A 25415-nucleotide genomic window follows, 5' to 3' on the forward strand; every position below is an offset into this window, starting at 1 on the left:
TTTTATTAGTATCAATATGCTTGCCAACTTTTTTAATTTTAAAATAGCAATAAATTTCAACTAGTTAAATGCAAATTACAAATTGCTTTTGTTATCAATCATAATGAAATACACTAACTGTTAGTAAAAATGACTAAGAGTTAGGAAATATGAGTCAATATCGCCAACAGGATAATTTGCTCGGCCAATCAGACAGCTTTTTATCGGTTCTTGATCAGGTATCGCAGCTAGCAAACCTAGATAAACCCGTACTTATTATTGGTGAACGTGGTACCGGTAAAGAGCTTATTGCAGCACGTTTACACTTTTTATCCAAGCGCTGGGATCAAAGTTACGTCAAACTCAACTGTGCGGCATTAAACGAAAATCTACTCGAAAGTGAATTATTTGGCCATGAAAGTGGTGCATTTACCGGCGCAAGTAAACGCCATGAAGGCCGATTTGAGCGGGCTAATAGCGGCACCTTATTTCTAGATGAGTTAGCAAATACTTCTGCCCTAGTGCAAGAAAAGCTATTAAGGGTAATCGAGTATGGTGAGTTTGAGCGTGTTGGCGGCAAACAAACGGTTAAAGTAGATACGCGCTTAGTCTGTGCGACCAATGAAGACTTACCCCATTTAGCGCAGCAAGGTGAATTTAGAAGCGATTTACTCGATAGGCTCGCATTTGATGTGATCACTCTACCGCCACTGCGCGAACGCCAAGACGATATTATGTTACTGGCTGAGCAATTTGCAATGAATATGGCACGCGACTTGGAGTGGGAGCTATTTAGTGGCTTTAATCGCAATGCACAAGAAAGTTTACTCAGTTATGAGTGGCCGGGTAATGTACGTGAGCTTAAAAATGTGGTGGAGCGAAGCCTTTATCGCCACGGCAATGAACACATCCCTGTGCATAAAATTATTCTAGACCCATTCGAAAGCCGCTTTAGACCTAAAGCACGTATTAAACATACACAAGCCCCTGTTGCTGTGCAAAATGAAGTTGTTAACACCCAGCCCATAGAAGCGCCTGTAACACCGAGTTTGAGTAACGCAGAACCTGAGTTTCCTTGTGACTTAAAAACACTCTCTAATGAATTTGAGATCACATTAATAAAAAAAGCATTAGAACATAGCCAATTTAATCAAAAGAAGACTGCAGAAGTACTTGGTTTAACGTATCATCAATTACGTGGTTATTTGAAAAAATACAATTTGCTGGAATAGTAGAGGTTGTGCGGGTGCATAAATTATTACTTGCTTTATTATCATTGAGTTTAGTAGGTTGCATTGATAGTAAAGAAGAAATCTTAGAAGAAAAAAACCAAGGCCTCGTTTATTGCGCTGAGGCAAATCCTGTGTCGTTCAATCCACAAGTCACAACCACAGGATCAACCATCGATATTATTGCTAACCAGTTGTACGACCGGTTAATTAGTATTGACCCTGTGACCGCTGAATTTAAAAGCGAACTAGCCACCGACTGGAAAATTAGCAAAAACGGTAAGTCTGTCACTTTTACTCTGCGCAAAGGGGTTAAATTTCATACCACCGCGTATTTTACTCCAACACGCGAATTTAACGCTGATGATGTCATTTTCACTTTCAGTCGTTTATTTGATGTATACAACCCCTATCACTTTGTCGGTGATGCGAATTACCCCTACTTTCAAAGTGTGGGTATTGACCAACTTATTCGTAAAATTGTAAGGGTGTCTGATCACCAAGTTCGGTTTGAATTATTTAACGCAGAAAGCAGTTTTTTAGCGAATATGGCGACCGATTTCGCCGTGGTGCTCTCTAAAGAATATGCCATGGCGCTCAAAGCCAACAACCAAGAAAACCTATTTGATCAATATCCAGTTGGCACCGGTCCTTATATTTACAAAGAATACCGACGCGACCATTTAGTACGCTTTTATAAAAACGCTGACTATTGGAAACACGAGGTGGCACTTGAGCAGTTGGTGTACGACATTACCCCTAATGGCACCACGCGTATTGCTAAAATTCTTACCAAAGAGTGCGACGTAACTGCGCATCCTAGCAGTGCACAGTTAAGTATTTTAGCTCAGCGAGATGACATCAACGTTGAAAGGGAAACCAACTTAAACATAGGTTATTGGGCATTTAATACCGAACGCCCTCCGTTTGATAACTTAAAAGTACGCCAAGCCTTAGTGCATGCCATTGATATAGAAAAAATAATGCAGGCAGTTTACTACGGTAATGGACTTCGTGCGCGGTCAATATTACCACCCACGTCGTGGGCGTTTGAACCACAAAAGAACATGCCAATTTTCGACCCACAACTGGCAAAAAAACTATTAACTGAAGCGGGTTATGAAAAAGGGTTTGATATGAGCATTTGGGCTATGCCTGTCAGCCGTATTTATAACCCCAATGCACGAAAAATGGCAGAGCTGATGCAAAGCGATTTACGCAAAATTGGCGTTAACGTTAATATTGTCGAGTATGAGTGGAACACCTTTATTCAACGCATAGGCGAGCACCGTCACGACAGTGTATTATTAGGTTGGGCAGCAGATACGCCTGATCCTGATAACTTTTTTAGCCCGTTACTTAGCTGCACCGCGACCTTCAGTGGCAAAAACCCAGCGAACTGGTGTAATCCTGAATTTGATTTACTGTTAACTAAAGCTCTCGATACGACCGATTTAAATTTACGTAAACAATATTACGACGCTGCACAAAGTATGATCATTGAACAATTACCCTTATACCCAATAGCCCACGGCATGCGTTTTCAGGCAAGTAGTGCTGATGTTGAGGGGATCACACTCGGGCCATTTGGCGCTATTTCATTGGCTAACGCGAGGAAGAAGTAATGTTATTCGATTATATTTTACGCCGCCTCGGATTGTTATTTTTCATGGTGTTATTACTGAGTATTTTTACTTTTTCGCTGAGCTACTTATTCCCTGGCGATCCACTGAGTAACTTAAGTGGCATACCAGACACTAACTTTACTCAAAATGCACAGCTAGAAGAAAAGTACCTGTTTAACAGTAACTACTTTATGCAGTACATTGCCTTTGTTGGGCGAATAGTACAAGGCGATTGGGGCGTGTCGTTTGCCTCAGGAGATAGTGTTTTTGCTCACGTGGTTGATTTAATTCCAGCGACCTTAGAGCTGAGTATTTATGCGTTAGTCATCTCGGTTGTAGTAGGCGTGCCTGTCGGGATTTTAGCATCGGCTTATCATAAACAATGGCCTGATAAATTAATTAGCTCAACAGCTATGGTTGGTTATTCTATGCCTATTTTTTGGCTCGCGTTATTACTAATTATGGTTTTTTCGCTCAAACTTGGTTGGTTTCCTATGTCGGGGCGAGTGAGCTTATTGTATGAAATACCTGCCAGTACGGGGTTTATCTTACTGGATATTTTACTTGCTGATTTTCCCTACAATGGCATGGCAATGCTTGATGCACTGCATCACCTAACGTTACCTACCATTGTACTGGCTATGTATCCGACCACTGTATTGGTGCGCTTTACTCGCGAGTCAATGTTAAAAGTAATGGATCAAAACTTTATCAAAACAGCTCGCGCCAAAGGCCTTAACCGTGGGCAGCTTATTATTCATCACGCCCTGAGAAATGCATTACTGCCAGTCATAAAGCAAATAGGTCTGCAATTTAGCACCTTGATCACCCTTGCTATGATCACCGAGGTTATTTTTTCATGGCCGGGGATTGGCCGTTGGTTAATAGACAGTATTTATCAACGTGACTACCCTGCCATACAAGGGGGGTTAATGGCCGTTTCTTTTTTCATTATTATTGCGACAATTATAGCTGAACTAACATACACCCTACTCGATCCTCTGTCTCGGAACCAAGCGCATGGCAAAGTTTAATTTATTTTCAGAAGATTCAAATAAATCGCCATTAGCGAGACTATGGCGAAAATTTAAAAATAACCATCCTGCTTTGGTGGGTTTATGGGTGTTTATTGCCTTTAGTATATTAGCTGCAACAGCGCCGTTTCTTGCGCCCTATGGAGTAAACCAACAGCACAGTAATGCACTACTGCTGCCACCTTCATGGAATGAAATGGGCGATGTGCGGTTTATTTTAGGCACCGATGACTTGGGCCGAGATGTGCTTTCACGCTTAATGAATGGCGCGACTTATACATTTGGCTTGTCGGTCGTGGCTGCACTAATTACCACCATAATTGGTGTGTTAGTCGGTACATTTGCTGGTATTAGCAAAGGCATACGCTCTAGCTTTTTGAACCATTTACTTGATGTAACCTTGTCTATCCCCTCATTATTATTGGCCATTATTATTATTGCCATACTCGGCCCAGGGTTAATGAATACCGTTTGGGCAATTATTTTGGCGCTGTTACCACAGTTTATTCATTCTATTAGAAACCTGATCGTTGATGAGCTAGGTAAAGATTATGTCACAGCGTATCGGCTCGATGGGGCCTCTAAGTGGCATATTTTATCGCGTGGTATCTTTCCTAATGTGTATGAATATATTGTGGTTATTTTTACTATGGCACTTTCTACTGCTATTTTAGACATTGCTGCGCTAGGGTTTTTAAAACTTGGCGCACAGCCGCCGACCACTGAATGGGGTGCTATTTTGGCCGAAAACTTAGGGCTTATTTATTTAGCGCCATGGACGGTGGCTCTTCCGGGTGTACTGCTATTTTTAGCCGTTCTTTCAACAAACTTGGTGGGCGATGGACTTCGCAAAGTTTTACAAGCGCGTAAGGCAGATTAAATGCATTTACTAGATATTCGAAATTTAACCATAGAGCTGCAAACGTCTGAAACTGCTATTCGCGCTGTTGACCGAGTAAGTTTTAGTTTAAAAGAAGGTGAAGTACACGCCTTAGTGGGAGAATCCGGCTCAGGAAAAAGCTTAATTGCAAAAGCCATTGTAGGCGTACTTAACGAACGCTGGGTTATAACCGCTGATAGAATGCATTGGCGCGGTGTCGATTTAATGCGCCTCACACCAGAGCAGCGCCGTAAAACCGTCAGCCAAGACATTGCAATGATTTACCAAGATCCAAGTCGCTGCCTTGACCCTACTGCAAAAATATTTAACCAAATCGCTGAAACACTGCCTGAAGTGGCCGCCAAAGGGTTTTTCTTAAAACGCAACCGAGAGCGTAAAGATCGTGTAAAAGCACTGATACACAAAGTGGGCATTAAAAATCATGAAGCCGTGCTTGATAGCTACCCTCATGAACTCTCTGAAGGCGTTTGTCAAAAAGTCATGATAGCCATGGCCATTGCGCGTACACCTAAATTGCTCATTGCTGATGAGCCAACAACCGCACTAGAAAGTACCACTCGTGCGCAGGTATTTCGATTATTAAAAAGTTTGAATCAGCTAAAGAATATGTCTATTTTGATGATTTCCCATGAGCTAGAAGAAATAGTAAATTGGTCACATGGTATTCATGTTTTGTATTGCGGACAAATGGTTGAAGCTGGTCCAACGCACCGTATTTTTAGCCAACCGCGTCATCCTTATACGCAGGCTTTATTAAAAAGCTTACCTGATTATGAGCACGGCTTAGCCCATAAAGAACCTTTTTATGCATTAAAAGGCACCATACCTACACTACAACATTTACCGATTGGTTGTCGTTTAGGACCGCGTTGCCCGCAAGCACAAAAAGAGTGTGTGGTTGCCCCTAAACTCTCTAAACACCACGGCCATAGTTACGCGTGTCACTTTCCATTGATCAAGGAAGTAAAATAATGCAACCCTTGTTAAAAGTTCAAGCCTTGTCAAAAGCCTTTAACATGCGTGCAGGTTTATTTAGCCGTAAAAAATTTGATGTACTAAAAAACATCTCATTTAGTATTGGTAAAGGTGAAACGATTGCCATTATTGGTGAAACCGGCTCAGGAAAAAGCACCCTCGCTAAATTGTTAGTTGGCGCATACAGTGCAGACAGCGGACAAATATTATTAGAAAATAACACCATTGAAAACAACGGCCAGCGCGATGCTCAGTGCCGTTACATCCGAATGATTTTTCAAGATTCGGCCACCTCATTAAACCCGGCATTAACCATTGCAGAAATGCTCGACGATTGCCTAAAATTTAATACCGATTTTGATAAAGATCAGCGCAGTGAAAAAATTGGCAGTACTTTACTTAAGGTCGGTTTGCTGGTTGATCATCAACAATACTATCCGCATATGTTTAGTATTGGGCAATTACAGCGTATAGCGCTCGCTCGCGCACTTATTTTAGATCCCAAGGTCGTTGTACTCGATGAGGCACTTTCGTCGCTTGACCCCTCTGTGAGGGCGCAAATAGTTAACTTATTACTTAAATTACAGCTCGAAACCGGTTTAACCTATATTTTGATCACCCATCACTTAAGTTTAGTGCGTCATATTAGCGACCAATTAGTCGTTCTCAATAAAGGTGAAATTGTTGAATACGGTCCCACTGAAGCTATTTTTCAAAGCCCACAGTCAAAGGTTACTCAACGCTTATTAAGCTGTTAATACAAAAACAAAAAAGGCGCCAATTGGCGCCTTTTATAGTTTAGCTATTATTTATTCCGCAGGTTGCGCTGCTTTTGGTACATTTAGTTCCGCTTGTTGCTTAAGCGACTCAATGAATACCGTATAGTTTTTCTGTGCTTGGGCCATCGTGATATTTTGCTTCATTTGTGGCTCAATGCTGTCACTTACAGGTGCATCCGTGACTGAGTTAAGCGCAACAATGGCAGCATCACCATTGTTTAAGTTAACTACATCATAAACTGCGCCATCACGTGGGTGCGCCATTTTAAATACTTGAGTAACAATAGCAGGCGAAACAGCAAAGCTTTCACGAGTAAGTTGCGACTCTTGACGAACGCTTAGTGACTGCTCAGCAGCAACATCGTTTAAGCTCTTACCGTCTTTGATTTGTGCAAATAAGGTACGTGCTTTTTCTTTAGCAAGATCCGACGCTTTTTCGTTTACTAAGCGTGTTTTAATTTGCTCGCTTACTTCGCTCAATGCTTTAGTTGCAGCCGGTTGATGCTCGTTAACACGAACCACAATCACGTGCTCATTACCTAGTTCGATTACTTCTGAGTTTACTTTATCTTCTAGTAATTCAACTGATGATAATGCGGTTATAACCGCAGGATTATTAAGTGGCTCAGGAAGCGCACTCAGTGCTAATAGCGGTGTAGATTGTACTTCAACACCCGCCACTTCAGCAGCATCGTCTAAGCGGTCAGAAATCTCAAATGCTAACGCACCCATTTCTGTTTGCTTCTCGTAAAACGCATCCACTTTTTCAGCTTGTTCAAGTTCAGCACGTAAATCGGCTTTCACGGCATCGTAAGGTTTAACTTGCTGCGATTGAATGTCTGTAAGTTTAATGATGTGATAACCAAATTCAGAGGCTACTACATCAGAGTAATCACCTTTGTTTTGCAGTGCAAAAGCAGCATCTTCAAATGCAGGCTCCATGACATCACGTTCAATCCACTCTAGGTCACCACCCATTTCGGCGCTAACAATATCATCTGACGACGATTCAGCTAATTGTGCAAAATCAGCACCCGCATTAAGCTGTGCTAATAAAGACTCAGCTTTCGCTTTTGCAGCATCGTCATCTTCACTGTTATCAATTAAGATATGTGATACACGACGTTTTTCAGGCTCAACATATTGCGCTTTACTCTGCTCATAATATGCTTTTACGTCGTCTTCGCTTACCGATGCAACATCGATATCATCTGCATCTAACTCAATGTAATTAACTGAAATAAGCTCTGGCGATAAAAATTGCCCTGCATTTAATTCGTAATAATCTGCCACTTCTTGATCAGTAACGTCAACATCAGCCTGCATTGCTTGTTTATCAATGACTAAATAATCAATGCTGCGAGTTTGTTGTTGCAGTGCAATGGCTGATTTAAGCTCGTTTTGCAATGCAAAGTCAGTTCCTGCAACCGCTGACACTAACTGGCTACGTGTCATATCATCACGAAGGTACTCTCGAAATGAATCAGGTTGGAAGTTCATTTGACGAATCACTTGTAAGTAACGGTCGTTATTAAACTGATCGCCAATTTTAAAATAAGGAAGCTCTAAAATTGTTTGACGAATACTTTCATCACTCACACGCAGACCCAGCTCAGTCGCTAACTGGCTTTGTAATTCTTGTTGTACTAAACGGTCAATCACGCCTTGACGTATTTGAGCCATATAAGTTGGATCGGCTGCTATTTGGGTAAAATATTCACCAAATTGTTGTTCTAAGCGGCTACGTTCATTTTGAAACGCACGGCTAAATTCTGTTTGGCTAATTTTAATTCCATTTACTTCAGCAACGGGTTGTTCTGTGGTTTGACCTAAGTAACTACCGATCCCAGCTAAGGCAAAAGATAAAATCACCGCGCCTAAAATGACTTTGGCTACCGGCCCTTGCGAACCTTCTCTGATTTTCTCAAGCATTTGTTTATCTCTTTTCTGACCAAGGTCTTTTCTACCTTGTCATATGTAAAAAAAGCGTATCTTACCAGATACGCTTTTTCACTTGAAGTAACTGGCGGTGAAGTAACTTAATTCATCGATTAGAATAATTAAGCGTATTGTTCACTCGCCATAACTAATTTGTTTACACAGTGATTAGTTTACTGCGTCTTTAAGCGCTTTACCGGCTTTAAAAGCTGGGATGTTAGCAGCAGCAATTTGAATCGTTTCACCAGTTTGTGGGTTACGACCTGCACGAGCAGCACGCTCACGTACAGAGAAAGTACCAAAACCAACAAGTGCAACTGAGTCGCCATCTTTTAGCGCGCCAGATACAGATTCGATGAATGAATCTAGTGCACGACCTGCAGCCGCTTTAGAAATGTCAGCATCAGCTGCGATTTGATCGATTAATTGAGATTTATTCACAATATCATCCTCTTTCATTGTTGTTATCAAGAGCGATTGTTTTTTTAAACTAACATCACTGTTTTGAAATTTTTGAGCATTTATTTAAAGCTCATATGATTATATTTTTCTTAAGCCTAGGCCCTGCAAGGGCTAGGCTTGAAAACCAGTGCTTAACTTATCATACCGTTTAGATTTGAAAAGCCCCTAAAAGCACTTTTTTTGGCTTTTTTACTGCTTTTTCGGTGTTTCGACTGAAAAACTATCAACTGGATGCACTAAAGCAAGCTTTAATACCTCATCAATCCATGTAACTGGGTGAATATCAAGACCCGCCAATACATTGTCAGGTATCTCTTTTAAGTCACGTTCGTTAATTTTTGGAATGATGACCGTTTTAATCCCACCACGGTGAGCCGCTAATAATTTCTCTTTTAAACCACCAATAGGCAATACTTCACCACGTAAGGTAATTTCACCTGTCATGGCTACATCAGAGCGCACCGCATTACCGGTTAAGCTTGAAACCAAACACGTTACCATTGCAATACCGGCACTTGGGCCATCTTTAGGTGTTGCACCCTCAGGTACGTGTACGTGAATATCGCGCTTTTCATAAAAGTCGCTATTAATACGCAGCTCATCAGCACGATTACGCACAACGGTCATTGCCGCTTGAATCGACTCTTGCATTACATCGCCTAACGAGCCGGTGTAAGTCAATTTGCCTTTACCTGGTACTGCAGCACATTCAATCGTGAGTAAGTCACCGCCTACTTCTGTCCATGCAAGGCCTGTAACTTGACCAATACGGTCGCCGTCTTCTGCTTTACCGTAATCAAAGCGTTGCACACCTAAGTACTCTTCAAGGTTATCTGCATCGATCGTCACTGTTTTAGTGTCTTTTTCGATTAAGATATTTTTAACCGCTTTACGACATAGCTTAGATACTTCACGCTCTAAATTACGCACGCCCGCTTCACGGGTGTAATAACGGATAATACCAATGATGGCACTGTCGGCAATTTCAACTTCTTTAGCTTTTAAACCGTTACGCTTAATTTGCTTAGGAATTAAGTGCTCTTTAGCAATATTTAGCTTTTCGTCTTCGGTGTAACCCGATAATCGAATCACTTCCATGCGGTCTAATAAAGGACCTGGAATATTAAAGCTGTTTGAGGTTGCCACAAACATCACATCAGATAAGTCGTAATCAACTTCTAAGTAATGGTCCGCAAAGTGACTGTTTTGTTCAGGATCCAATACTTCTAACAATGCTGATGCAGGGTCACCGCGCATATCTGCTGACATTTTGTCAATTTCATCTAACAAGAATAATGGGTTTTTAACGCCCACTTTAGTCATGTTTTGAATTAACTTACCAGGCATAGAGCCAATGTAAGTACGACGATGCCCACGAATCTCAGCCTCATCGCGTACACCACCGAGCGCCATACGAACGTATTTACGACCCGTTGAACGCGCAATAGACTGTCCAAGTGATGTTTTACCTACACCTGGCGGTCCAACTAAACATAAGATTGGCCCTTTAAGTTTATTTGTGCGCTGTTGTACTGCGAGGTACTCAATAATGCGCTCTTTGACTTTATCAAGGCCGTGGTGGTCGCTATCTAATATTTTTTGCGCGCCGGCTAAGTCTTTTTTCACCTTAGAGCGCTTTTTCCACGGTACGTTAATTAACGTATCTATGTATGAGCGAACAACACTGGCTTCTGCCGACATTGGCGACATCATCTTAAGCTTATTTAACTCAGCTGTGGCTTTTTCTTTCGCTTCTGATGGCATGCCAGACTCTTCAATGCGCTTTTTCAACGCTTCAAATTCATCCGGTACGTCATCAATTTCACCCAACTCTTTTTGAATCGCTTTCATTTGCTCATTGAGGTAATACTCACGCTGCGATTTTTCCATTTGCTTTTTAACGCGGGTGCGAATTTTCTTCTCAACTTGCAATAAGTCTATTTCACCTTCCATCAGCGCCATTAAGTACTCTAAACGTTCTGTAACGCTAGATATTTCAAGTACTTTTTGTTTTTCAGGCACTTTCAATGGCATATGTGCTGCCATAGTGTCAGCAAGACGCGCAGGCTCATCAATACCGGATACCGAGGTCATGACTTCAGGTGGAATTTTTTTATTTAATTTTACATAGCCTTCAAACTGGCTCAATGCACTACGAATAAAGATATCTTGTTCTTGTTCGTTTACTGAATCAGACTCAATAAACTGTGCATTGGCAACGAAGAAGTCTTCGTTATCAATAAACTCTTCGATATTCGCACGTTGTGTGCCTTCAACTAATACTTTTACTGTACCATCGGGTAGCTTTAATAATTGAAGTACAGTCGCAATTGTCCCAACACGATAAATATCGTCTTTCTCAGGCTCATCTACAGTTGCATCTTTTTGTGCAACTAAGAAAATTTGTTTGTCTTTATCCATTGCCGCTTCAAGGCATTTTATTGATTTTTCACGGCCTACAAAAAGCGGGATCACCATGTGTGGATACACCACCACATCGCGCAGTGCTAGCACAGGGATTTCGACTCGATCGTTTCTCTCAAGCGTCATTGTATTTTCTCTTTGCACTTCATTTATTTAAAGATTACTCAAGTATATGGGGATAACCTAATTAAAGTTCAACAATTTTTGTTAACTCGATTAAATTAATTATAAAAAAAGGAGCCATTGGCTCCCTTTTTTTATAATTCGCTCAGAATTTAATCTGCCGCAGCGTGTTCTTGATGATTGCTATCATAAATTAAGATGGGATCAGACTCACCTTTAATAACGGTTTCATCAACAACCACTTTGCTAACGTTATCAATTGAAGGCAGCTCATACATAGTATCAAGTAATACACCTTCTACGATTGAACGTAGGCCACGTGCACCGGTTTTACGTTCCATTGCTTTATGAGCAATAGCACGCAGTGCATCATCACGAAACTCAAGCTCAACATCTTCCATACCAAACAATACTGAAAACTGTTTAGTAATGGCGTTTTTAGGCTCACTTAGAATTTGTACCAGCGCGGCTTCATCAAGTTCTGTCAGTGTTGCAACCACAGGTAAACGTCCAATAAACTCTGGAATTAAACCATATTTTACTAAATCTTCTGGCTCAACATCTTTAAATGTTTCACTCAGAGAACGGCTCGCCGCCGACTCTTTAACGTCAACACCAAAACCAATACCGGTGTTTTTGTGGCTACGCTGCTCAATAACTTTATCAAGACCAGCAAATGCACCACCACAAATAAACAGTATTTTAGAGGTGTCTACTTGCAGGAACTCTTGCTGTGGATGTTTACGTCCACCTTGTGGAGGAACAGAAGCTACTGTACCTTCAATCAGTTTAAGTAAGGCTTGTTGTACACCTTCACCTGATACATCACGTGTGATTGATGGGTTATCTGATTTACGAGAAATTTTGTCAATTTCATCAATGTAAACAATACCACGTTGTGCTTTTTCTACGTCGTAGTCACATTTTTGTAAAAGCTTTTGAATAATGTTTTCAACATCTTCACCTACATAACCGGCTTCGGTTAGTGTGGTGGCATCGGCCATAGTAAACGGCACATCAAGTAAACGAGCTAACGTTTCAGCTAATAATGTTTTACCACTCCCGGTTGGGCCAATTAATAAAATATTACTTTTACCTAGTTCAACGTCTTGTTTAGTTGATTGATTGCGTAAACGCTTGTAGTGATTGTAAACCGCTACAGACAATACTTTTTTAGCATGGTCTTGACCAATAACGTAGTCGTCTAAGTGGTTACGAATTTCTTTTGGCACAGGTAATTTGTCAGCGGCATCATGCTTAGGCGCGATGTCTTTAATTTCTTCCCTGATAATATCATTACACAGCTCTACACATTCATCACAAACGTATACTGAAGGTCCTGCAATTAACTTTCGAACTTCATGCTGGCTTTTGCCACAAAAAGAGCAGTATAACAATTTATTACTTTTGTCGCCGTCTGTAGGAGTGTCAGACATTCAGCTACCTCATTTTATTACGTTGGCCACCAAAGTCTTGGTGGCTATTTTAATACGCTTTAACTATACCAAAATTTAGTGTTTTTCGCATAGTAACTCTCATTAGCAAGCATCACTGCTTGCAGGCATACTTACTTGCTACCGCGATTAGTAAATACTGAGTCAACAATACCGTAATCTACAGCTTGGCTTGCACTCATAAAATTGTCACGGTCTGTATCGCGTGAAACAACGTCAAGCGGTTGGCCAGTATGCTCAGCCATTAAGCGATTTAACTTGTCTTTAATAGACAGGATTTCTTTTGCGTGTATTTCAAAGTCAGACGCTTGACCTTGGAATCCACCTAACGGTTGGTGAATCATCACGCGTGAATTTGGTAAACAAAAACGTTTACCCTTCGCGCCACCAGACAGTAAAAATGCGCCCATGCTAGCCGCTTGGCCTACACAGATTGTGCTTACGTCTGGTTTAATGAAGTTCATTGTATCGTAAATAGCCATTCCCGCAGTGACAGAGCCACCCGGTGAATTGATATATAAGAAAATATCTTTCTCTGGGTTCTCTGATTCTAAAAATAGCATTTGCGCTAAGATCAGGTTTGCCATGTTGTCTTCAACTTGGCCCGTTAAAAAGATAATACGCTCTTTTAATAGTCTCGAATAAATATCAAACGAGCGCTCGCCTTTAGCTGTTTGCTCAACAACCATAGGGACTAATGCGTTTAGGGGATCTGTCATACCAGTGTTCATACTTATTTAATTCCTTATGCGCTTATACTTATTCTAAGAAAAGCATAATGATCATTTTTAGCTAATTAAGAACCACAAACTAAAATGGCCCGGGCACACTGCATAAACAGAGTAACACGAGCCATTTAATCGTTAGCGAGCGCTTAAGTCAATGACTTATTATGCACCTTGCTGTGGATTCATGATGTCATCAAATGCTTTTTCAACATCAGTCACAGTTGCTTTAGCTAAAATAGCTTCAACAGCTTGCTCTTCCATTGCTACATTACGCATTTGCTGCATTAATTGATCATTCGCTTTGTAGTATTCTACTACTTCAGTTGGATCTTCGTATGCAGAAGCTACAGTAGCAATTAATGCTTCAACTTTAGCGTCATCAACTTTGATGCCATTCGCTTTAATCACTTCACCTAATAATAGGCCAGTTTTAACACGTGTTACCGCTTGCTCGTGGAACAATTCAGCTGGAAGCTCTGGCATATTTTGACCATTGCCACCAAAACGTTGAGCAGCTTGCTGACGTAGTGCGTCAACTTCTTGGTCGATTAATGCTTTAGGCACTTCAACTTCGTTTTGCTCTAAAAGACCTTTGATTGCTTGGTCTTTAACGTTAGCTTTAACCGCTTGGTCTAGCTCACGTGTCATGTTCTTTTTAACTTCTTCTTTAAGCGCGTCTACGCCGCCTTCGGTAACACCGAATTTAGTTGCAAACTCATCGCTTAATTCAGGTAATTCTTGCGCTTCCACTTTTTTCACTGTGATAGTGAATTGAGCCGCCTTACCTTTTAAGTTTTCAGCATGGTAATCTTCAGGGAAAGTTACATCAGCAACCACTTCTTCGCCTGCTTTTTTACCAACGATGTTATCTTCAAAACCTGGGATCATACGACCTTGGCCAAGTTCTAATGGGAAGTCTTCAGCTTTGCCGCCTTCAAATTCTTCGCCGTCGATAGTACCAACGAAATCAACCGTTACACGGTCGTTTGCGCCAGCCGCTGCATCAACATCAGCCCAAGAAGCGTGTTGCTTACGAAGTGTTTCTAGCATGTTTGCTAAATCTTCGTCAGTAACTTCTACCGCTGGTTTTTCAACGGCAATTTTCTCTAAACCTTGAACTTCAACTTCAGGATAAACTTCAAATGTTGCTGAGAACTCTAAATCTTTACCTGCTTCAAGTGCTTTAGGAGCAAATGTTGGTGCGCCTGCAGGGTTAATTTTTTCAGCAACAATTGCTTCAATGTAATTACGTTGCATTACTTCGCCAGCAACTTCTTGACGAACAGCTGGTCCGAAACGCTTGTTGATTACTGATACTGGAACTTTACCAGCACGGAAACCGTCGATACGCTGCGTTTTTGACAGTTGTTGTAAGCGTTTTTTTACTTCGGTCTCAACGTTCTCTGCAGGAACGGTGATGGTCAGACGGCGCTCAAGGCCTTGAGTCGTCTCAACAGAAACTTGCATGATTTACCTCAATATTCAATTTTGGCGACTGTTCGCCTTCCTTACAAACAAAGTAATCTATAGGCGTCTTGATAAAATTCAAGCTTTGGGGCTTAAAAAAATCCGTCGCTACCAGGAGATACCATTGCTGCTCTGCCCTTAGGGCACTATATTATTAAACAAATAGACGCGGCATTATAACCTAATATTTATGATAGTCGAGTGTAGGGGGCAATTATTTGGGGTAGATCAGGGTAGATAACGACTAAGCGAATAAAAAACAGACTAATTAAGTGAAAATACGATTAATAAAGAAAAAATTAAGGGTGTTGTTTAATAAAAGTAGAATTTAGATGTGTTTTACTTAGGGGAAAATGGTCGGCGATGCAGGATTTGAACCTGCGACCCCTTGGACCCAAACCAAGTGCGCTACCAAACTGCGCTAATCGCCGATATAACTTTTCTTGAATACTTAAATGTTGGATTTAAGACCACTTATAAGAAAGTGGTCGGCGATGCAGGATTTGAACCTGCGACCCCTTGGACCCAAACCAAGTGCGCTACCAAACTGCGCTAATCGCCGATATTCTTTTTGTAAATTGGGGTGACTGATGGGGCTCGAACCCACGACAACCGGAATCACAATCCGGGGCTCTACCAACTGAGCTACAATCACCACGGCATTACAGTGTTTTCAAAATGGCGCACCCAGAAGGATTCGAACCTTCGACCGACGCCTTAGAAGGGCGTTGCTCTATCCAGCTGAGCTATGGGCGCATCGAAAACTTCATAGTTCACTAGTAAGTTAAATTGTTATGAATAAACATAAAAATGGTCGGCGATGCAGGATTTGAACCTGCGACCCCTTGGACCCAAACCAAGTGCGCTACCAAACTGCGCTAATCGCCGATACTTACTATTGTCTGCGAGTGACCTCGTTGACAACGGGGTGCATAATAGTGATTTGACTGGGTTAGGTCAAACGTTTTTTTAAGAAAACAAATCAATTGCTCATTTTTAGTTCATAATGGTCAAATATTACGATACAGGGATAAAATTTAAACTCTTTTTTATAATTCGAGCGCTTATACTTTAAAAGCAACTTGGCGCTTAACCGCTTTTCTGCGAAAATAGCTGCCATATTAAAAAATGAGTAAGATAAAGGTGTTTTCTTTATCGGCATTTTAACCCCTATATATGCATTCGTTTTTTAAATGTATCGGTATCAAGTTAATTAACCTAATTAAAGGTCACCCATGACGGCAAACATCATTGATGGTAAAGCAGTAGCAAAACAAGTACGTAGCGCAGTGGCTGAACGAGTTTCAGAACGTGTTGCACAAAACCTTAGAGCCCCAGGATTAGCTGTGGTACTTGTTGGACAAGATCCAGCAAGCCAAGTTTACGTTGGTTCAAAACGTAAAGCCTGTGAAGAGGTTGGTTTTATTTCTAAGTCATTCGACTTACCAGCAGACACCACAGAGCAAGCGCTATTAGCATTAATTGATGAGTTGAATGTTGATGGTGAAATTGATGGTATTTTAGTGCAGCTCCCTTTACCAGAGGGCTTAGATGCAGAAAAAATTCTTGAGCGTATTACTCCACACAAAGACGTTGATGGTTTTCACCCTTATAATATTGGCCGATTAGCACAGCGTATGCCTGCTCTTCGTCCATGTACACCTAAGGGTATTATTACTTTACTAGATTCAACCGGCGTACGTTACAAAGGCATGCATGCTGTGGTTGTTGGTGCCTCTAATATTGTGGGTCGACCTATGTCACTTGAGCTGTTACTCGCCGGATGTACCACCACTGTTTGCCATAAGTTTACCCAAGATTTAGAAACGCATGTACGTCGTGCTGACTTACTGGTTGTAGCAGTGGGTAAACCTGAATTTATTCCTGGCGATTGGATAAAAGACGGCGCCATTGTTATTGATGTAGGTATTAACCGTTTAGACAACGGTAAATTAGTGGGTGATGTAGAGTACGCAGTTGCAGAGCAAAAAGCTGACTTTATTACCCCTGTACCAGGCGGTGTGGGCCCGATGACGGTTGCTAGCTTAATTGAGAATACGCTAGAAGCGTGTGAAAAATATCACAGCTAACAAACAAAAAATAAAGTAATGAAGAGCCCGCTTAATTGCGGGCTTTTTGTATCATCATTCTTCGTTTTATTAATGCCAAGCCTTGTGGCAATACCGAAAATACGATCATTAATAACATAATCGTGTACTGCCAACTTTCATATTGTTCGTTAATCAATAACCCTGCACATAAAATGCCGGCAATTGGGTTAGCTATAGTGCCAAAAGTAAATTCAACCACTGTCATTCGCCCTAATAACCAAACATACAAAATATAGGCTAAAGCAGTGTTAGGCACCACCAGCCAAAATAGCGCCAGCCATTGGGTTGTATTTATTGATGCAGTTAAAAATTGATACTGCTGGGGAGCAAAATAAAAAGCCTGTATTGCAGCAGCAATCGCTAGCAAACTGCCACCAATGATTAATTGCCACGTTAATACTGTCCACCAGTGTACTTTAGCGGTCACTTTTTTTACCAGCGTACTGCCTATAACAATAGTCAATAGCGCCCCTATCAGTGCCACTACTCCCAATAAATTAAGTGCAATATGTTGTGGGTCAAATAAGCGCCATGCTAAAACCACTAAAGCAAGGGCACAAAATCCTTGCACTAACGCTGGCTGTTGCCGTTTAACAAGCCAGGCATACAATAATGCCACTACCGGTACAGACACCATACCGACACCTGCAATCGCAGCAGGTAAATTAATCGCCATTACAAAAATAAAACTAAAAAACAACGCAATATTGATTGCGCCTATTAGAAAAATGCCTGGCCACTGTTTAGCCGTTGGCCAAGAAGGTTTAAATAACAACAATAATAAACCAGCAGGGAGTGCACGTATGGCTCCTAGCAAGATTGGCGGCCACTCTGGGGTTGCGTATTTAGTTACCGCATAAGTCGTTCCCCATAAAAAAGCTGGGATCATGGCAAGTAAAATATTCATTAATTTTCCATTTTTAAATTGATGAATGCGAGTTTAAAACCTCAACTATAATTGAGGTCAACAATATCAATTTTATTAAAAGCATAATCTATCTAATGCAATTGATATAACCAAAAAAGGGTTACCCTATGGCAACCCTTTTTTTGTGTTCAGCGCGTTATGGCTAAATCCGCAAAGCTCAACAAACCCTAAGCTTTACGCCACGTTGTTTTTCCCGCTGAATCTTCAAGTACTACACCTAACGCATTTAGAGCATCGCGAGCTTCATCTGCTGCAGCCCAATTTTTACTGGCACGTGCGTCATTACGTTTTACAATCAGTGCCTCAATTTCAGCCACTTCATCGTCGTTTTGACCGCCTTGTAAAAATGCCTCTGGTGCTTGTTGAGCAATACCAAGTATTTCACCTAAGCTACGTAGAATAAAGGCTAAATGTCCTGCTTTTTCGCTATCACTGTCTTTTACACGATTTAGCTCTTTAGCAACTTCAAACACAACCGGTAATGCTTCTGGCGAATTAAAGTCATCATTCATGGCTTTTCTAAACTTAGCCACATACTCATTACCCTCAAGCACACATTCAACTGGCTCAACGCCACGTAATGCGGTGTAAATACGCTCAAGAGACGAACGTGCTTGGTCTAAGTTTTCTTGCGAGTAATTGAGCTGACTGCGGTAATGACCTGATATTAAAAAGTAACGAACCGACTCTGCGTCATATTGTTTTAATACCTCACGAACGGTAAAAAAGTTATCTAACGATTTAGACATCTTCTCTTTGTTCACTTGTACCATACCGGTGTGGATCCAAGTATTTACATACTGGCCATTATTTGCACAACATGATTGCGCGATTTCGTTTTCGTGGTGCGGGAACTGTAGGTCTGAACCACCACCATGAATATCAAAATGCTCACCTAAATGCTTAGAGCTCATTGCTGAACATTCTATGTGCCAACCAGGGCGACCCTCACCCCAAGGTGATGACCACGACGGCTCCCCTGCTTTGGCTTTTTTCCATAAAACAAAATCAAGAGGATCGTCTTTATCTTGAGCTACTTCAACACGCGAACCTGATTGCAACATGGTTAAATCTTGTTGCGAAAGAGCTCCGTATTGCTCAAAGGTAGAAACATCAAATAAAACGTCGCCATCGGCTGCAACATAAGCGTGGCCTTTGGCAATCAAACGCTCAACCATAGCAATAATTTCATCCATGTGGCCAGTTACGGTTGGCTCTATATCAGGACGTAGCATATTTAAACTGTCAAAGTCTTCATGCATGGCTTTAGTCATACGCACGGTTAAGTCGTTAATCGCCTCACCGTTTTCATTTGCGCGCTTGATAATTTTATCATCAACATCGGTAATATTACGTACATACTTTAAATCGTAACCTAAGTGGCGAAGGTAGCGAACAATTACATCAAAACCCACAAATGTGCGTGCATGGCCAATGTGACAGTAATCATAAATGGTGATACCACACACATACATGTCGATTTTTCCATCGACCATAGGTTTAAACTCTTCTTTTTGGCGTGTCAGTGTGTTGTATATTTGTACCATTTAGTTGCTTTCCTTCACGATTAACAGAAAAGCTATGTTACCACTTGCTAAGCATGGGCTCTAGCGGTTTATCAAAGCTCTTTGTTAATCTGGGTCAACTACGATAAAATAGCGTCAATATTCAAACCAGCTATAGGAAATCTCATGGTTGTTCTACACACAAATTTTGGTGATATCACCATTAAAATGCACGAAAGCGAAGCTCCAAATACAGTAAAAAACTTTTTAGAGTATGCAAACTCAGGTTTTTATAACGGCACTATTTTTCATCGTGTAATTGATGGTTTTATGGTTCAAGGCGGTGGTTTTGCACCGGGTATGGAACAAAAAGAAGTAAACGACCCAATTGAAAATGAAGCGAACAACGGCCTATCTAACAAAGTAGGTACATTAGCAATGGCACGCACGCCTGATCCACACTCAGCTACAGCGCAATTTTTCATTAACGTAAATAACAACGATTTTTTAAACCACAGCAGTGAAACATCACAGGGCTGGGGTTACTGTGTGTTTGCTGAAGTAGTAGAAGGCATGGACGTAGTAAATAAAATCAAAGGTGTTGCTACAGGTAGCAATGGCTTCCACCAAGATGTACCACTTGAAGATGTGGTAATTGAAAGTGTAACTGTCAGCTAAGACCGCATTATTCTTCAAAGAATACATAAAGCGGGTATTCACCCGCTTTTATCTAAATGGAATCACCATGACTCGCCAAACCTACTTTATCGCCGATTTACATTTGAGTGAAAATCGCCCTGATATTACAGCGGCATTTTTTAAATTTTTACACGCCCATATTACTCCTCAAAAAGTAGACGCCCTATATATTTTAGGTGATTTTTTTGAAGTGTGGGTTGGTGACGATTATGTTAGCGAACTCTCAGCGGCAGTGGCAGAACAGCTAAAAGCGGTTAATAACTTAGGTATTCCTATTTATTTTGTACACGGTAATCGCGACTTTATCATGCGAGAACAGTACGCCGATATGGCAGGAATGACCTTACTGAATGAGCAAACAGTGATCGACCTCTACGGCACTCCTACTGTCATTTTGCACGGTGATGAAATGTGTACCCAGGATGTTGAGTACCAAAAGTTTCGTCGAAAGAGCCGTGGTTGGTGGTGGCCTAAACTTATGCTTGCTATGCCATTGTGGTATCGTAAAAAAATAGCGCGTGATGCACGTGAAAAAAGTAAACTTAGCCAAGCAGACAAACCTATAGAAATACTGGATGTGGTGCAAAGCGCAGTACTCGAAACCTTCGCCAAACATAACGTGGCTAATATGATCCACGGCCATACTCACCGCCCTGATGTACATACCTATGAAGTTAATAACCAAACGCTTACTCGCACAGTATTGGGCGATTGGTATACTCAAGGTTCGTATTTAGTGGTTACCCCTGATTCTCAAGAGTTAGTTTCGACCCCCTTGTAGGGTTTTTAGCCTTTATTGACTAATCGTAATGAGACTTTGCTTTTAAGTCAGGTAAAGTAATAATAAATTGCGTTTTAAAATAGGTATCGCTTTGTGGTTCTGAATGAAGTTTGATGTCCCCTTTTAAAATCTGGGTTACCCATTGATAAACCATATATAAACCTAAACCCGTGTTACCTTTACCTCTAGCTGTAGTATAAAAGGGTTCAAATATATCTGCCTTTATTTCACCATCAACACCTTTGCCATTATCTGACACGCTCAGCCTCACCCTATTATTAGTCGCTTGTTCGACTTTTATTTCTATTACCCCTTCCTGCTTTTCATCAAAAGCATGGTTTAGCGCATTAACCACTAAGTTTTCGACAACCTGAGAAATAATACCTGGCAAGCTAATTATCTGTTTATTAAGTAAAAAAACAGTTTTCACTTTTATTGGCGAGTTTTTTAACCTGGAGTTTAATGACAATAATAGCTCTTCAATAATTTTTTCAATATCACATGCTATAAATTCATCATTATGGCGATCAATCGCCATTTTTTTAAAACTTTTTACTAATACGGCGGTTTTATTTAAATTAATTTTAGCCAACGCTAGGTTCTCTCCAATACTTGTTGTAGTACTTTCTAACGTTGATTTAGTCAGCCCCTGTTTCATCGCTTCATTTAATTTATTCAATGCCATATCTGCATTTGAAACAGAAATAACGGCTCCACCGATAGGCGTATTCATTTCATGAGCAACACCTGCCACGAGCAACCCTAATGAGGATAGTTTTTGCGCTTCAATTAACCCTTCTTGCAGTTGCTGCTGCTGCTTAATTGTGGCATCAAGCTCACGGTTAACGATATCTAGTTCTATCTTTTCAATATGTAATTTATGTGACAGGGCTAATAGCTGATTTTGAAACTTATACTCACGATAAATAAAACCAAAGCTAATTAAACATAGTAATCCACTGCAAATTAACGCTAACCGTAAGGCCGCATTTCGTACAGTTATTAACAATTCATTGGGGCTACTTATAAGAATAATTAATTCTTTGTCAGCATTGCTAATTCTACCTTTGTTCTCGCGCAACGAAAAAATAGAAAAACGGCGGTAGGTATAAAGACCATGGTTAAAAAAGTGCGAACCATATTCTACATTGCCATCAATAATTTGCTGCCAAAGCTCTGGTTTTTTTAAAGCGAGTGTTTGCTCATTTTTACCATACATAAACCCCCACTCTAATTCAGCATCAGTATTTAATAACCAAAAGCCATCGTGGTTTAAAATGCTAATTAAAGTGCTCTCTTGGTTGTAACTTTTAATCTGATCAAACAAATAATCTAAGTTAAAGTTTACCACTAGCAAACCATCTAATAGGTAATTTTCTTTATCCGTACGGTAGGTTACACGGATTGTTGGTTGATGAGGCATTACAATTTGGTTGCGTTCGATATTTAAATCTATTTCTGTGGCAAAAATGTCAGGCGCACTGACCTGCATCCCTTTTTGAAAGTAGTAACGGGTTTGCTTATTTTGCAACTCATCAGGCGATACAATTTCGCCAATACCATTGGCTGCGTTAATGCGGTATTGCTCTTGGCCTTGTGTATCTAGCCAGCGAATTTGCGCGATATTAGTAGAGATAGCAGCAAAATTTAAAAAATAGTTATTTATTTCATCTCTTCTTTGCTTTGATTGTAAAGGCTTGTTTGGTGTGTCGCTTTTTAAAATCGGCCCTTGGGCAAGGATACGCGTAAGCTTTTTAATACTACTGAGCTCTTTAGAAAAATCTCCACTGATAAGGACTAACTTTTCATCTTGCATAGCTTTTATGGTGTTTATTTTTTCTTGATATGTTTGTGCGTATATAAGCCAGCCAATAAATAAAGTGATAAATAAACTGAACGAAGACTTTAATAACACACTTTTTTTTGAGCCGTTCGGAAAGCTACTGAAGCTATTCATTCTTACTCACTTCAGACTGTTTTAGCCACACAATTAAATCTTTTAAAAATAATGGTTTAGAAAAGTAGTATCCTTGAGCAGTTTCGCACCCCTGCTGATGTAACCACTGAGCCTCAAATTCATTCTCAACACCTTCAGCAATTACCGAAAAGTTAAACTGATTCGCTAAAGATAATATCATCTTAATCATGTACTGATTGTTGTCATTAAATTCAAGATCACTAACAAAGTAGCGATCTATTTTTATCGACGTAGACGGTATTTCATTGATGTGAGCTAACGACGAGTAACCAGTGCCAAAGTCATCAATGCTGACTTTCATACCTAAGGTGATAAACCGTTCAAGTGCTTCTTTAATTAAGTTATAGTTACTTATGGCTTGCGTTTCTGTCACCTCTAGCTCAAGCATAGAAGGCAGAATGTTGTACTCTTCAATTTTAGTTTTTATTTGCTCAAAGTAACTAGGTTCAACTAAATCATAAGAGGATGCATTAAATGCAAAGGGTAAGTTGAAGCCTTGCTCTTTAAGTTGATTAATAGTCTCTAGTATTTTTTCGAAAATCACATGGTCTAGTTCATTAATTAATCCGGCTGTTTCAGCTAACTCTATAAATTCATCAGGGCGTACAAAGCTGCCATCAGCTCTTTGCCACCTAGCGAGCGCTTCAAAACCTGCTGGTTTCAAGGTTGATAAGCTGATTTTGGGTTGTAACGCCACCTGTAAACTTTTATTACCTATAGCCGTTCTGAGCTCAGCCATCAGCTCATAACGACGAGTAATTTGATCTGTTTTTTCCTCGGTATGCTGAATATACTTAGTTTGGTTTAGCTGCGAAGAGTTCAGGCTCGACTCTGCAAGGCTGATTACTTTTTCAGGTGTTAAGTTTAAAGCTACATTTAATTTTAATTCTAAAATACGGACATCAATGTATTGCTTAACTTGTTCAATTTCGAATTTTTGTTTATTTTGAAAGTAACTAACTGCATTTGAGATATCAAAGTCAACGCTCACTAACATGCCAAACGCTTTGTTACTAATCAATGCTATGCGGGGGTCATACCTAGTAAAGCTATCAACAATACTCTGGTAAACTAACTTCATTAATTTATTACAAAATTCATGACCAAAGGTGAATGCTTTTTCGTCAAACTGATAAATATCAAAAATGACCAATCGCGTTTTTAGCCGCTCCTGCGCATTCATGTTCTTTATTTCACGGGTTAGCCAGTTACGGTTTTGCAAGTTAAGTGACACATCGGTATAAGCAAGCTCGGTTAAGCGATTTAATAACGAAATATTAGCAAATCCTGTGCTCACATTTTCACTAAATACTTTAAGTAAATATTCGTTTTGCTCACTAATTGGGTTGTCTGATTTGACGATAGTTATGTAATCAGCGCCCTGCTGATCTGGCGTTTCGAAAAAAAACACACTGTGGTGCTTTGAAAAAATATGACGACGCTCTCTAATCGCTTGTTTAAAGTCTTGCAGCATTTCTGCAGGCAGATTAGGTCCCACAGGTTGCCCTTTAATGCCACTAAAGCAACCATGGGTTGAGAGTATTAAACATTCAGAGCTAGGGTCTGAATTACTCGAACAAAAAATACCACCCCCTTCGGTTATTTTTAAAATGTTGCTAATTTCTTTAAGCACAGCATAAGAGAAAGAGGCCATATCGTGCTTACCGTTAATACTTCTAGATGCATCAAGCACCAACTGTAAACCTTGCTTGGCTGACCTAATTTGTGAGATATACTCCCAAGTGCGCATGTTGCTATTAACAATTGATTGCAGCTTCTCGGCAGATAGGTCTGATTTATTCCAGTATTCATCGATATCGAGCATTTTCATGATATCGCTCTCTGGTGCAAAACCAGGTTGCCCTGTTAAGAGCACAATACGCATTTCTGCGTTACCGATGACCTCTCGAATAGTATTCACTAAACGCAGACCTGAGTCATCCTCCTCCATCACCACATCTATAAAAATAAGTGCAATATCAGGGTGCATGCTCAACGCCAAAGCCGCCTCTGGTACCGAATTTGCTGTTAACAACTCGTATTTATAACCATCTTTGGCTTTTAGCTCTTTTAAGCTGTTAACTAACGCGTTTTGATAATCAAGATCATCCTCAACGGTTAATATTTTCCAAGTTTTCAGATCTGTATCTGCTTGTTCTTCTTCAGCTGCAAATACAAATAATCCCTCTTTATCTTGCATACATTCTCACCCAATAATAAATAAGGTATGGCCCTTTTATTAAAATGAATTACAAAGCAATATAGACCGTTGATAACTCAAAATTCGACTTGCTT

19 protein-coding genes and 5 tRNA genes are annotated in these 25415 nt (G+C 40.4%); 9 read left to right on the plus strand and 15 right to left on the minus strand.

The features are described from left to right. Window positions 1-149: 149 nt before the first annotated feature. The 6 genes from pspF to N523_RS0114135 are packed head-to-tail and all read left to right on the plus strand — an operon-like array spanning window position 150 to window position 6501. Window positions 150-1211 carry a phage shock protein operon transcriptional activator gene (gene pspF, locus N523_RS0114110; protein WP_028834042.1) on the plus strand — a complete coding sequence of 354 codons (1062 nt, stop codon included), beginning with the start codon at window positions 150-152 and terminating at the stop codon, window positions 1209-1211. 14 nt (window positions 1212-1225) lie between these two features. Further along, entirely contained in the window at window positions 1226-2833 is a 1608-nt protein-coding gene (locus N523_RS0114115; RefSeq protein ID WP_028834041.1) for an ABC transporter substrate-binding protein, read from the plus strand. Continuing rightward, window positions 2833-3867, plus strand: a complete 1035-nt coding sequence (locus N523_RS0114120) for an ABC transporter permease subunit (RefSeq protein ID WP_008111022.1) — start codon at window positions 2833-2835, stop codon at window positions 3865-3867. Before N523_RS0114115 ends, N523_RS0114120 begins: the two co-directional genes overlap by 1 nt. Beyond that, window positions 3854-4747: an ABC transporter permease subunit gene (locus N523_RS0114125; RefSeq protein WP_013465445.1), complete on the plus strand. Its 894-nt coding sequence runs from the start codon at window positions 3854-3856 to the stop codon at window positions 4745-4747. Before N523_RS0114120 ends, N523_RS0114125 begins: the two co-directional genes overlap by 14 nt. Beyond that, window positions 4748-5740: a peptide ABC transporter ATP-binding protein gene (locus N523_RS0114130; protein WP_008111028.1), complete on the plus strand. Its 993-nt coding sequence runs from the start codon at window positions 4748-4750 to the stop codon at window positions 5738-5740. Beyond that, window positions 5740-6501 carry an ATP-binding cassette domain-containing protein gene (locus N523_RS0114135; RefSeq protein WP_013465446.1) on the plus strand — a complete coding sequence of 254 codons (762 nt, stop codon included), beginning with the start codon at window positions 5740-5742 and terminating at the stop codon, window positions 6499-6501. Before N523_RS0114130 ends, N523_RS0114135 begins: the two co-directional genes overlap by 1 nt. A 51-nt stretch (window positions 6502-6552) precedes the next feature. Here N523_RS0114135 and ppiD read toward each other — a convergent pair whose 3' ends face one another. From ppiD to N523_RS0114190, 11 genes are all read right to left on the minus strand, one after another. Continuing rightward, on the minus strand, window positions 6553-8454 hold the full coding sequence (ppiD, locus tag N523_RS0114140; protein WP_028834040.1) for a peptidylprolyl isomerase: 1902 nt from the start codon (window positions 8452-8454) through the stop codon (window positions 6553-6555). Between the two features lie 174 nt (window positions 8455-8628). Further along, on the minus strand, window positions 8629-8985 hold the full coding sequence (locus tag N523_RS0114145; protein WP_255314649.1) for an HU family DNA-binding protein: 357 nt from the start codon (window positions 8983-8985) through the stop codon (window positions 8629-8631). 126 nt (window positions 8986-9111) lie between these two features. Further along, the gene (gene lon / locus N523_RS0114150; protein ID WP_028834039.1) at window positions 9112-11472 is read right to left on the minus strand and encodes an endopeptidase La; all 2361 of its coding nucleotides are present in this window, start codon (window positions 11470-11472) and stop codon (window positions 9112-9114) included. Between the two features lie 149 nt (window positions 11473-11621). Next, complete coding sequence (gene clpX / locus N523_RS0114155; protein WP_028834038.1) at window positions 11622-12905, minus strand: ATP-dependent protease ATP-binding subunit ClpX; 1284 nt, start codon at window positions 12903-12905, stop codon at window positions 11622-11624. A gap of 131 nt (window positions 12906-13036) precedes the next feature. Further along, the gene (clpP, locus tag N523_RS0114160; protein WP_013465450.1) at window positions 13037-13654 is read right to left on the minus strand and encodes an ATP-dependent Clp endopeptidase proteolytic subunit ClpP; all 618 of its coding nucleotides are present in this window, start codon (window positions 13652-13654) and stop codon (window positions 13037-13039) included. A gap of 159 nt (window positions 13655-13813) precedes the next feature. Continuing rightward, the gene (gene tig, locus N523_RS0114165) at window positions 13814-15118 is read right to left on the minus strand and encodes a trigger factor (protein WP_028834037.1); all 1305 of its coding nucleotides are present in this window, start codon (window positions 15116-15118) and stop codon (window positions 13814-13816) included. A gap of 354 nt (window positions 15119-15472) precedes the next feature. Continuing rightward, window positions 15473-15549: transfer RNA gene (locus tag N523_RS0114170), tRNA-Pro, on the minus strand. A gap of 54 nt (window positions 15550-15603) precedes the next feature. After that, window positions 15604-15680, minus strand: a tRNA-Pro gene (locus tag N523_RS0114175). A 17-nt stretch (window positions 15681-15697) separates the two neighbouring features. Then, window positions 15698-15773, minus strand: a tRNA-His gene (locus N523_RS0114180). Window positions 15774-15797: 24 nt separating this feature from the next. Beyond that, a tRNA-Arg gene (locus N523_RS0114185) sits at window positions 15798-15874 on the minus strand. Window positions 15875-15929: 55 nt separating this feature from the next. Beyond that, window positions 15930-16006 (minus strand) — tRNA-Pro (locus N523_RS0114190). Between the two features lie 347 nt (window positions 16007-16353). On the opposite strand from N523_RS0114190, the gene folD reads away from it, so the two are divergent. After that, window positions 16354-17208 carry a bifunctional methylenetetrahydrofolate dehydrogenase/methenyltetrahydrofolate cyclohydrolase FolD gene (folD, locus tag N523_RS0114200; RefSeq protein WP_013465452.1) on the plus strand — a complete coding sequence of 285 codons (855 nt, stop codon included), beginning with the start codon at window positions 16354-16356 and terminating at the stop codon, window positions 17206-17208. Between the two features lie 31 nt (window positions 17209-17239). On the opposite strand, the gene N523_RS0114205 is transcribed toward folD, so the two are convergent. Both N523_RS0114205 and cysS read right to left on the minus strand, forming a co-directional pair. Next, complete coding sequence (locus N523_RS0114205; protein WP_028834036.1) at window positions 17240-18136, minus strand: DMT family transporter; 897 nt, start codon at window positions 18134-18136, stop codon at window positions 17240-17242. A 188-nt stretch (window positions 18137-18324) separates the two neighbouring features. Continuing rightward, a complete protein-coding gene (gene cysS, locus N523_RS0114210) occupies window positions 18325-19704 on the minus strand; it encodes a cysteine--tRNA ligase (RefSeq protein WP_016899270.1) in 1380 nt (459 codons plus the stop codon). Window positions 19705-19848: 144 nt separating this feature from the next. Here cysS and N523_RS0114215 point away from each other — a divergent pair, with 144 nt between their 5' ends. Both N523_RS0114215 and N523_RS0114220 read left to right on the plus strand, forming a co-directional pair. After that, the gene (locus N523_RS0114215; protein WP_013465455.1) at window positions 19849-20340 is read left to right on the plus strand and encodes a peptidylprolyl isomerase; all 492 of its coding nucleotides are present in this window, start codon (window positions 19849-19851) and stop codon (window positions 20338-20340) included. A gap of 67 nt (window positions 20341-20407) precedes the next feature. Next, window positions 20408-21142 carry a UDP-2,3-diacylglucosamine diphosphatase gene (locus N523_RS0114220; RefSeq protein WP_028834035.1) on the plus strand — a complete coding sequence of 245 codons (735 nt, stop codon included), beginning with the start codon at window positions 20408-20410 and terminating at the stop codon, window positions 21140-21142. Between the two features lie 19 nt (window positions 21143-21161). Here N523_RS0114220 and N523_RS0114225 read toward each other — a convergent pair whose 3' ends face one another. Continuing rightward, window positions 21162-23099 carry a sensor histidine kinase gene (locus N523_RS0114225; RefSeq protein WP_028834034.1) on the minus strand — a complete coding sequence of 646 codons (1938 nt, stop codon included), beginning with the start codon at window positions 23097-23099 and terminating at the stop codon, window positions 21162-21164. Continuing rightward, complete coding sequence (locus N523_RS0114230) at window positions 23092-25320, minus strand: EAL domain-containing response regulator (RefSeq protein ID WP_028834033.1); 2229 nt, start codon at window positions 25318-25320, stop codon at window positions 23092-23094. Before N523_RS0114230 ends, N523_RS0114225 begins: the two co-directional genes overlap by 8 nt. Window positions 25321-25415 lie beyond the last annotated feature (95 nt).

It is taken from the genome of Pseudoalteromonas sp. 23_GOM-1509m (assembly GCF_000518425.1).
GTDB lineage: Bacteria > Pseudomonadota > Gammaproteobacteria > Enterobacterales > Alteromonadaceae > Pseudoalteromonas > Pseudoalteromonas tetraodonis.